General features: G+C 53.3%; 6 protein-coding genes and 1 pseudogene. 4 read left to right on the top strand and 3 right to left on the bottom strand.

Annotation, left to right across the window (positions count from 1 at the left end):
- Positions 1-181: 181 nt before the first annotated feature.
- Genes ABIE61_RS17960 through ABIE61_RS17970 form a run of 3 tightly spaced genes read left to right on the top strand, consistent with a single transcriptional unit; the run spans position 182 to position 6421 of the window.
- The gene (locus ABIE61_RS17960; protein WP_354412062.1) at positions 182-730 is read left to right on the top strand and encodes a hypothetical protein; all 549 of its coding nucleotides are present in this window, start codon (positions 182-184) and stop codon (positions 728-730) included.
- A gap of 5 nt (positions 731-735) precedes the next feature.
- The gene (locus ABIE61_RS17965; protein ID WP_354412065.1) at positions 736-3228 is read left to right on the top strand and encodes a site-specific integrase; all 2493 of its coding nucleotides are present in this window, start codon (positions 736-738) and stop codon (positions 3226-3228) included.
- Complete coding sequence (locus ABIE61_RS17970; protein ID WP_354412066.1) at positions 3215-6421, top strand: site-specific integrase; 3207 nt, start codon at positions 3215-3217, stop codon at positions 6419-6421. Before ABIE61_RS17965 ends, ABIE61_RS17970 begins: the two co-directional genes overlap by 14 nt.
- A gap of 37 nt (positions 6422-6458) precedes the next feature.
- Here the strand turns inward: ABIE61_RS17970 and ABIE61_RS17975 are convergent, their stop codons facing one another.
- Positions 6459-7394 (bottom strand): catechol 2,3-dioxygenase, encoded by a 936-nt coding sequence (locus ABIE61_RS17975; RefSeq protein ID WP_242530009.1) that lies wholly within the window; start codon positions 7392-7394, stop codon positions 6459-6461.
- 233 nt (positions 7395-7627) lie between these two features.
- Here ABIE61_RS17975 and ABIE61_RS17980 point away from each other — a divergent pair, with 233 nt between their 5' ends.
- Entirely contained in the window at positions 7628-8137 is a 510-nt protein-coding gene (locus ABIE61_RS17980) for an acyl-CoA thioesterase (protein ID WP_242530010.1), read from the top strand.
- A 22-nt stretch (positions 8138-8159) separates the two neighbouring features.
- Here the strand turns inward: ABIE61_RS17980 and ABIE61_RS17985 are convergent, their stop codons facing one another.
- Both ABIE61_RS17985 and ABIE61_RS17990 read right to left on the bottom strand, forming a co-directional pair.
- Positions 8160-9008: an MFS transporter gene (locus ABIE61_RS17985; protein ID WP_354412068.1), complete on the bottom strand. Its 849-nt coding sequence runs from the start codon at positions 9006-9008 to the stop codon at positions 8160-8162.
- Between the two features lie 2 nt (positions 9009-9010).
- A pseudogene (locus tag ABIE61_RS17990) lies at positions 9011-9913 on the bottom strand (SDR family oxidoreductase).
- Between the last annotated feature and the right edge of the window lie 117 nt (positions 9914-10030).

A 10030-nucleotide genomic window follows, 5' to 3' on the forward strand; every position in this document is an offset into this window, starting at 1 on the left:
CGTATCACCTTCTGTTGATTGAGATCTTGGTCGTGATCAATCAACAGGATACGCCATCCTCCTATTTCCCCGTACACCAGAAATCACCATAACTCGGCGGTCAGATTTTCTGTGTGAGAGATACCCTCTCCCACAAACCAAATCTGAACTCACTGATAAATAGTGTAAACGCTTTATCCCGATGGCAATCACAGAAGAAACGCTCAACCTGCCCCTGTCCAAAGTCCAGTCACCAACGCTTGATGCGCTTGTCGACATCGAGCAAACCTCGTTGGCACTGTGCAGCCGGCAGCCGGTATACGTCTGGCTTGATTCCAGTGATATGGACTGGTTCCTGCGCTATAACCCGGTGGTCGTTATTCAGGTGTCGCGTCACTATGAGGTTGTTACCGGTTTCAGGGCCTACCATGCTGCTAAAAGCATATTGGGTCCTGAAGAGCATATATCGGTTCAGCTAATGCAGAATGTTGAAGACGTTACCCTCATCAAAGGTGCTTTCTATGAACTGGTCAGTCAATCGCTAATGCATACCCCAACGTCGAGTCATGAGAGTGTTGAAGCATACGATCAGTTGAGAAAACTATCACTTCGGCTGCGCAAGCAACATGGGCTTAAACTGCCAGAAAAGTTTTCCGCGAAAAGTTTGAAGTCGCTCTTCGGTGTGCAATCAAAAGAGATGCGGCCTGCTCGCAAGCGCAAATCAGAGCTGACCCGAGCCATGGAGGCTTAGTCATTATGAACGCGCACATTGACAACTTGTTACGGTTAGCAGATCTCACCGGCTTTGAGCTGACCGATATTGATTCATTGCTGAAGCGATTAAATGCACCTGAGTCTCAGACTCACCTGTTACTGGTGATGCAGAATGTGATGCGTGCCTTGGAGGCGATAGACCCTTTGACGGACGTATGTGCAGGTTTTGTAGGCAACTCAGCGAAAATAGAGGTTAGCCTTCTCGATCAAAAAACACTCATTGCAGGGATGGTCACAGCTCTGGAAGCTGATGCTAACGCCTCACTTTTTCCGGAAGCTTGGTTCGAGAAATCAGGTAAGCAACGCGGCATTATAAATGATCACCCTGAGTGGGCTCTTTTGATTCTAACGCCTGCATCACAGGTCTTTAACAGTGATATTTTCTGGCAGCACGCTGGTATCGTCGTTGGCTGCTCGGTACTTCAGAGAAGTCGACATCGTAATGATATTGGTTCTGAGATTACAGCGGCTTGTCGTGATCTGCGAATGATTGCGAAAGGTCAAAAAGAGCTATCACTTCTGAAAAGTGTTGATCCCGGAACAACGTTGAAAGAGTTCCACCGGCGTTACTTGCTTGAAGATGGTGAGATTCACAAACCCCTATCAGGTGTTGAACTGCTTGTCCGAAAAGTTCTGAGTCAGACGGGCAAGACACGGGAGGGGGGCGGTGGCCGCACCATTCGGCAGATCGATGTGGAAGTTACACCAATCGACGATGGTGATGAAGAGTTTGAAGGACCGCAGGGTGAAACACGAATATTGGAGTCCATTGGGGATGAAAACACTCAAAACCGGATGCGATCTGTAGGTCTTCATCCCAAGGAAACCCAGACTGTTCGGGCAGTATCTTTTACTGAAAAAAAATCATCGCCCACCCTGGGATTTGATTTTGCTGACCTCATGAGGCGTCAAGATGGACAGGTTAAGCATATCAGCCAAACCAATCAGCGCTCTCCATACCGATATTCCAGCCTGAGTCGAATAGAGCTGGCCGAAGTTGCCCGCGCGGGCTTCGAACTTTTTACAGGCCGTGGACGGTTTGTACACAGGGGAGAGTACGAGATCTATGCGGGTTTACTGCTATTACTGATGCTGTGGCTCGGGCGGCCTGTAGAACAGCTGTTGGCTATGCGTGTGTATATAAATCAAAGCACACTACCCAAACAGAGGAAGGGGGTGTTGGCATTTCTCCGGGAAGAGGAAGCATTTGTATTGCCCATTCCGTCCCCTGATACACGAAACAGCCTTCAAGATGATGCTAAGCGATTACTCTATGCTGTGGGTAAAAGTTCGCCAGCATTAGTGGACGATAGTTTGATCGTAGCAAGTCCAGTTCGTATCAAACAGTATATTGAAAAACTTAAACTGCCCAAGAAAAAGCGCACTCAATACAGTGAGTTATTTCCAGAGAAGCAACGTGAAAAGATTGTTAAAGCCATGCGTGATGCGCTATCACGCATTAATCGGGCCCGCCGGATGCGCATTACACCACTGCGCATCAGTCAGACCCTATTTGACGAAATTACCCAACAGTCAGGTGACTGGGTAGATGCCTACCTGCTGACTGGTCACGCCTTTACAATCACTGAGGTTGCTGCACATTACTACAGTGTTTCGGCTGATGTACTGGAAAAGTATTACCATGATGCGGCAATCGCACTCCGTAACAGTATCTATCAATACCTTGGTGTGGAAGAACAGAATTATTATGACTTTCACCAAGGTGTGATTAATACAGGGGATCATGGCAGCAAACTCAATGTTAAGCCTGAACTGATCATCCAGCTGGTAAAACACCTCAAGCATGAATTGTCGGCAGCACGTCGTTTACCTGCAGGGGAGGAGAGCTATCGACTGGTTCATAACTGTTACGTGGCATACATTGCATTTTGGGTGCTCTTTGCCACTGGCTACCGCGCTGTTAATGACCTCATCTTTCGTTTGAGAGAGATTGATTTCGATACGGGATTTCTGGTTGTTTCGGACAAAGACGACGAGATGATGAGCCAATCACGTGTGATCTGGTTATTACCCGAGCTACGGAGTCAGATAAGATGTTATTTAGAGCATCTTAGTGTGTTACAAACCCTGTTGCACAGGCATGTATCTCTGTATGAACATATCGAAGATGTACTCAGTGAGCCCGAGTCAAAATCGCCGTTGATGTTCTTCATCAGTGATAGCTGGCAGTTGCAGAAGCTATCACCTGAAAATTTGAAGAAGCAGGTCCCCGAGTTCACGCTGCCGGTGAATACCGGTCGGCATTTCCTTCGAAGCGCACTGCGTGCATCGGGTGTACGTGGTGAGCTCGTTAATGCCTTTATGGGACACGCTCAACAAGGTCAGGAACAATTCGGATTTTTTTCGACATTAACCCCCACTGAACTATTTAGGGAGCTGGAACCTATATTGAGCAAGTTCAGGTTAGAAGCAGGCTGGACGGTAAAGCAGGGACTGGCAGATGGTCATCCTTGATAAGATTTGGAAGCACTGGAGACTAGTATCCGTTCCCACAGGCGCTGGCGGTGCCGAAGCGCGCCATAGTAGGTTGTTGGCCAACAAACACCGCCAACAAATGTCCGTTTTGCAGATGATCAACAAGACCCATCCTCAGCTGGTACGAGGCGAGCCAAACGTACAGGTATCTGATGACGTCGTCAGACAGTGGGAGGCTGATATTTTGGCGACTAAGAACGGCTCTGCTGTCGAGATCAGGAATAAAATCAATTTTCTCGCTTTAGGCCTGTCGCAGGGAAAAAACATCCTGGGCTGGGATGTAATGATCCCGGCCCCACAGCGTATTCTTCGACCTGCGCCCAGCCCGTTTACCCCGGAATCATTTCACGGTTTGAGTCATCATCGAGAGTGGCAGCAGTCTGTTGAGTCAAGGATGCGGCAACCGCTTTTTCAGGAGCTGCTCAACAACGGGAACAAAGCTAAAGGTCATAGGCGACTGGATCCCGAGTATATCAGCTGGGGGCTTTTCCTCTACATGGCTATTACCCGGGACGGGATGCTAAACGGGAAGCACATATACGGACTTGCCCTGTCCGCAGGAACCCTGTCAGTGCATCACTCATCAGCATGGTTGACTCTCCATGATGGTGAGTTAGAAGACATACGGGGTAAACGACCGCCTCGCACCCGGTGGCTCCTCGGTACACAGTCACTGGCGATTCTGATGCGCCATCTCCATAATTTTGGCCGTCCCGATAATCGGGATCTTACTGCCGCCCAGCTTGAGAAATTCACCCAAGCGGCTTGGAGACAGTTTTGCCGTGCGCTTGATGTGGAAGAAGTCTCAATTTCATCATGTATGCAGCACACAGCGACCGATTTACGGTTGCACACCCCCGAATATCTGGTCAGAAGTGCTTTGGGAAAGCACATGGGAACCTCGATCTCTGAGACTCGCTGGCGACAGTTGTTGATTGGAGGTTATGTCGAGCAACCTGATCAGGATGTGTCTGATGAAAGCGATGATCATTACGGTGAGAAGGGGCGGAACTCTGAAATTCTAAGTCAGCATGATCGACCGGCCTCTCTGCAAGATGCACACCGGCTGCTCAAATCACTTCGGGATAGGCTCTACAAAAGCCGGGGTACTAAAAAACTCTCATTTAAGGACGTTACTCAACTCCTGGAGCAGTCTGTCGAAAAATCGTGTGCAATGGCCCCGGTTGCAGAGTGTTTTTGCCGTTGGCTGTTGTTTTTGCATGTCAGGAAAAAACGAAAACAATCAACCCTGTACAAATACTTGAGTGTCAGCCTGCCTCTGCTTCAGTCGCTGGGCAATACACCAGTAGATCAAGAGCGGCTTGCACATTTGGTAGAGGCTTATCATTACGTTGTCGAGCAGGCTAAAACTGAGAAAAATCGCTGTTATCGTTGGGCGATTCTGAGCTCCTTACACAACTTCCTGGTAGCAGAGCTCGGCCTCCCGCGCATTTCAATGGAGTTTGACGGTCAGACCGCGCAGGCTGAACGTCATGCAGATGCGAATTGTATCTCGGAAGACGAATATCGCATGGTCGCACAGTATTTGTCACAGCGGTCTGGCAGTGCTCTGGGGGCAATTCAGTATTGGGTGTTTGTATTGGGTTTCAGAGCTGGGCTCAGGATTGGAGAAGCGCTCTCCATACAGATGCATGATGTTTTGATATCGCAGCATGTCGAGAATACAGATGTGATACTGCTGATACGCAGTAATGTGTATGTCGACACCAAAAGCCACGACTCGCGTAGGCAATTACCGCTGCATCTGTTGCTGACGGATTCAGAGCTTGAGGCTTTCAAGTCGTTTTATTTCAGCCGTGATGCGCTGGCAATACATGGGCGGGTAATGTTGTTCGGCCTGGGTGGGGACTCGATAGCACCCTTGCAAGATGATGTCGTTCAGGCTGATGTCCATAAGGCAATGCGTGAGCTGATTGGTGATCCGAGCCTGCGGTATCATCACTTGCGGCATTCGTTGGCAAATTATTTGTTGCTGACTTTTCATGAGATCGACATACCCTGGAGCGCACCCAGTCATCTCAGTAAGTTATGGGATACCGTGCGGGATGGGCCGTCTCGGTCGGGACTATACTTTATTGCACAGATCATGGGCCACTCATCTCCGGATGTGACCTTGCGTAGCTACCTGCATTTTGTGGGCCTGATACTCGACAACTTTTGTCACAAGCGCTCGAAAATCACTGATGATAATCGGATCGGTGACCCCGTTGCGCAACTGGAAGCACTCAGCGGAATCTTCGATATAAAGCCTGCTACGTTGCGCAAATGGAAGAGTCGTTTGGGTGTAAAGCCGCCGCTGTGGCTTGGCAGGGCCTATCCCAAATGTGAGTGGCATGACGTCGCAACCCAACCTTCCACTCCCTTTCCTCCTATACAGGCTGACTTAGCCCCCGCACGCCCGGGGCTCGAACAGCTATCGCTTGAACAAGTTGATACAATTTTGCTGCACTTGAATAATCGAAGCATCGAAGAGGTCGGCCGGGTTTTTAATATACTGGAAGATGAAGCTGAGCAGCTGAAATTTTCTTCCAAACGAGTACTCTCTGCTCGAACAGGGCGGGGCAAGCGCGCCTATCGTCACGTTAGAAATACAGCTGGGAAACAGCCACCTCAGGATGAAAATGGACCTCCTCGGTTGTCGGCGCCTCATAGTCTGAAAGAGCGGCAGGTGGCAGCTAGTATCTATCAGACGATCTGGTCAACCCTAGATCAAGAGCCTGATCAGTTGAGAAAACATCTGCGTTACTTTTACCGCTTTCATCGAGCGACTGATGGTCATGTGTGGATTCGTGACGTAGAAAATGGGCTGCTATTTGTGGCGTGGGTGTTAAGTCTTGATTCTCGTTTACGGGCGGTGATTAAGATCACGCCGAGTGCGCTTTCGACGTTGACAGAGGCAGAGCAGATTAAAGAATGGCAAAACTTGTTGCCCTCTCAATCCCACAAGGTCAGCTGGGAAACAGAAGCCGCAGGGCGGCGGTACCGCAAGTTGCTGGGTACCGGGGTGGTTGAGTTTTACATAGAAAACCAGAATAAAAAGTCGAGAAGTGGCTATCCAGTTCGGTACACGTTGGTAATCGCCAGTATCGTTATGACTGCAGTTGCAGTGCTTGAGAAAAAGCGTCTACCCAGAAACGGAATCTGGCAGTAGACGCTAAAGACCCAAGCAAGAGTTGAGGAGAGTGCGGTCAGGTGACCACACTCAGAAAAGTTTCATGCAGCTTGCGCTGTACGTAATCCAGGCCGCCGCCAGCACCAAGACCGTCCAGAGTCCAGGTCAGTGGTGGGTGATCAGGATAGGGTTGGCGATCTTCCTTGAAGATCTCGAATCTGTTGCCGGAAGGGTCCCAGGCATAGATGGTCTGACCACGGGTAACACCGTGGCGGGTGGGGCCGATATCGACAGGTACATCTTCCATGGACATGATATCGCCGCCTCTGAGCACCTGTTCCCAGCTATCCATGAGGAAGGACACATGATGCAGTTTGCCGGGCTCGTCATAGTGGGCGAAGGCAATGTCGTGTGACTTGATGGAGCAGCTCAGGAACACAATGATGTTGGTCTCGCCGTCCGGCCCGAGTACACGCTCGACCAGATTGAAGCCGAGAACTTCAGTAAAGAGCTTCAGGGTCTCGGGGACGTTGGGCCCGAACAGCAGCAGGTGATCCATGCGTACCGGGGAAATGCCATGGGTGACTTTCGGGTCCCAGGGCTTGGGGTTGGTGTCGCCACAGCCATTACCGACCAGCGTTTTCTCAGCATACAGCTCGACCTGATGTCCGCTTGGCGTGGTGAAGCGAACTCGCTCACCGGTTTCCAGCAGGTCGCCGGCAGCGATACGGTGTGTCTCGACGCCATAAGCCTGCAGTTTCTTTTCAAAGTCATCCAGGGTGGGCAGGTCGAGTACCTTGAACCCGACAAAGTCCATGCCGGCCTGGTCGGTTTCACGCAGAATGATGCTGTGGTGGTCGAACTCGTCGCGACACTTCAGATATACACGACCTTCGGCGTCGCGACCGGTCTCTTGCATCCCGAGAATGTCCCGATAATGATGTACACCAGCTTCCATATCCAGCACCCGCAGCTGGACATGCCCTGGTCGCAATACACCTGTCATTGCCATCTTTCGTTCCTTATTTTCTTTGTTCTGGACGCGTTAGCGTGTTGATGAAGCGTTTTTATTAACCTAACCCCTTTATATTCATACCTCTAATACCTTTTTATAGGCATCTTGATCCAAATAAGGTATGGAGTTGGGTGGGGTTCTGGATGGGGACGATAGGCAGCCTCAATAGCCCAGGCCGGGGGAAAGTATTAAAGTAATGGCCCCCAGACCAGAGGTTGAACAGGATGTTGATGAGCACCGCAGAACTGAGCATGACCGTACTGATGACGCCGGACAAGGCGAACTTTTCCGGCAATGTGCATGGCGGTGCGCTGCTCAAGTACCTGGATGAGGTGGCCTATGCCTGTGCCAGCCGTTATGCCGGGCATTATGTGGTGACCATGTCGGTGGATCAGGTCAACTTCAGACAGCCCATCCATGTGGGTGAGCTGGTGACCTTCCTGGCCTCGGTGAACTACACCGGCAATACCTCGATGGAGATCGGCATCAAGGTCATCACCGAGGATATCCGCGCCAAGACGGTGCGCCATACCAACAGCTGCTTCTTCACCATGGTGGCGGTGGATGATCAGGGCAAGCCTACCCCGGTGCCGCCACTGGAGCCGCAGACCTTCGACCAGAAGCGCCGCTTCTATCAGGCCGAGCAGCGCCGCCAGATCCGCCGCGAGCTGGAACAGCGCTATCAGGCGATGAAGGATACCTTCGAGGCTGAGGATGTGACGACAGTGGCGCAGCCCTGAGGCTGCACCCGCTTCCGCCCCCTTACTTCTGCAGACCGTCTTCCAGAAAACGTCCGGGCCTAGCCATCATGCTGGCGCCGATGGCCATCGGCACCACGCTGGCCACATAGACCCACAGTGGTGCCGCCCAGGTGCCGGTCACTGCAAACAGCCAGCCACCCAACAGCGGCCCCAGGGTGCCAGCGAGGTAGCCGATACCCATGGCGAACCCGGCAATGGCAGTGGAGCCTGCGGTGGTGCGTGAGCGCAGGTTGAACATGGCAATCGCCAGCGGGAAGGCACCTCCAGCCAGGCCGGCCACCAGTGCCATCAGCCAGGCCGGGCCGATACCGAACAGGATGCCCAGATACCCCAGTGGCCCGGAGGCCGCCAGCGCGATGGCCAGCCCGGTCGGGTTGTTCAGCTTGTTGGCTATCAGCGGGGTGATCAGCGCCATCGGCAGGGTGACGAAGGTGTATACCGAGAAGGCCAGCGCCGCTGCCTCCCGATCCATGCCCATGCCGAACAGGGCGACCGCACTGAGCAGGATGAAAACCTGCGAGCTGTCGACATAGGGGCGCAGCAGGCTGCCCAGTGCGGCAATGCTCACCGCCAGCAGGGCAGTGCCCTCGGCCCCCAGCCGCCGGACGATCAGCGGTGTGAGAAAACCCGCCGCGCCGAAGCACAGGGTCGGCAGCATGCCGATCAGGGTCGCTCCCGCAGTGCCTATGCCCAGTGCCTGCCGTACATCGGTGAGCAGCGGCGACAGGCCGGTCACCGCATAGCGCAGGCCGATGCCCAGCAGCACTAGGCCGATCAGTACTGCTGCCCGGCCCTGCCACAGGCCGGGCCTGGCCTGCGGGGCACCTGCTTCCAGAGCTGCCTGGTTCATGATCAGCTCGCCGCCTTGGAGTCGCCGTCGATGGGGAACAACTGGCCGGAGATGCTGCGCCCGCGCGGGCCGGTCAGGAACAGCACCAGCGCGGCAATATCCGCTGGGTCAACGAAGCGCTTGATCGACTGGTTGTCCATCGCCGATGCGATTTCCTCTTCCACGCTGCGGCCCGAGACCCTGGCTCGGCCCTCGAATACCGCCTGGATGCGCGGGCCGTCCACGGCGCCGGGGTGGATGCTGTTGGCGGTAATACCCAACGGCCCCAGCTCCAGCGACAGGGTCTTGGTAAAGCCGACCAGCCCCCACTTGGTGGTGGAGTAGGCCACCCGGTTGGCATAACCGAAGCGCCCGGCCAGCGAGGACATGACGACGATCGAGGCGGCGTCGGACCGCTTGAGCAGTTCGATGGCGCGTTGGGTGACCAGAAAGGTGCCGGTCAGGTTGATGCCGAGCACCGCATGCCAGGTATCCACCGGGTATTCGCTGACCGGCGCGGTGGCTCCGGCGATCCCGGCGTTGTTGACCAGCACATCGAGCCCGTCCAGCTAGCTCTGCACATCGCGGAACAGGCTGTCCAGATCCTCGGGCTTGCTGATATCGCCGATGCTGCCGGTAATGCTCGGGTTCTGGCTGGTGATCTGCTCCACCGCCTCGGCATTGATATCGGCAATATGCACGCGGGCACCGTTGGCCACGTAGGCCTGGGCGATGGCCAGACCTATGCCGCCGGCACCGGCGGTAATGAGTACGCGTTGGGACATGTTCGATTCTCCTAGGGCAGTGAGCGGTTGCCGCTGGGGTAGGGCTGTTGCATTCACTATAGACGTCAGGGAGAAAGTCGACGGGGAGAGCGGTACTTTTCTGCAGGCGTAAAAAAGCCCGGCTTGTGGCCGGGCTTTCATTCGGCAAAACGCTTATTTTTGGGGGTATACGGATTTAATGGTTGATGGGGCACCTTCACCCCATCAATCTGATACCACCCTCAGATGGTTGATAGATCGACTCCGTAGTTGAGTTCC

It is taken from the genome of Marinobacterium sp. MBR-111 (assembly GCF_040547585.1).
Classification (GTDB): Bacteria; Pseudomonadota; Gammaproteobacteria; order Pseudomonadales; family Balneatricaceae; genus Marinobacterium; species Marinobacterium iners.

Excerpts from the sequence above, each read along its gene's own strand:
- ABIE61_RS17980 (WP_242530010.1), top strand. The coding sequence starts at position 7,628 with ATGAGCACCGCAGAACTGAGCATGACCGTACTGATGACGCCGGACAAG.
- ABIE61_RS17985 (WP_354412068.1), bottom strand. The coding sequence starts at position 9,008 with ATGAACCAGGCAGCTCTGGAAGCAGGTGCCCCGCAGGCCAGGCCCGGC.
- ABIE61_RS17960 (WP_354412062.1), top strand. The coding sequence starts at position 182 with ATGGCAATCACAGAAGAAACGCTCAACCTGCCCCTGTCCAAAGTCCAG.
- ABIE61_RS17965 (WP_354412065.1), top strand. The coding sequence starts at position 736 with ATGAACGCGCACATTGACAACTTGTTACGGTTAGCAGATCTCACCGGC.
- ABIE61_RS17970 (WP_354412066.1), top strand. The coding sequence starts at position 3,215 with ATGGTCATCCTTGATAAGATTTGGAAGCACTGGAGACTAGTATCCGTT.
- ABIE61_RS17975 (WP_242530009.1), bottom strand. The coding sequence starts at position 7,394 with ATGGCAATGACAGGTGTATTGCGACCAGGGCATGTCCAGCTGCGGGTG.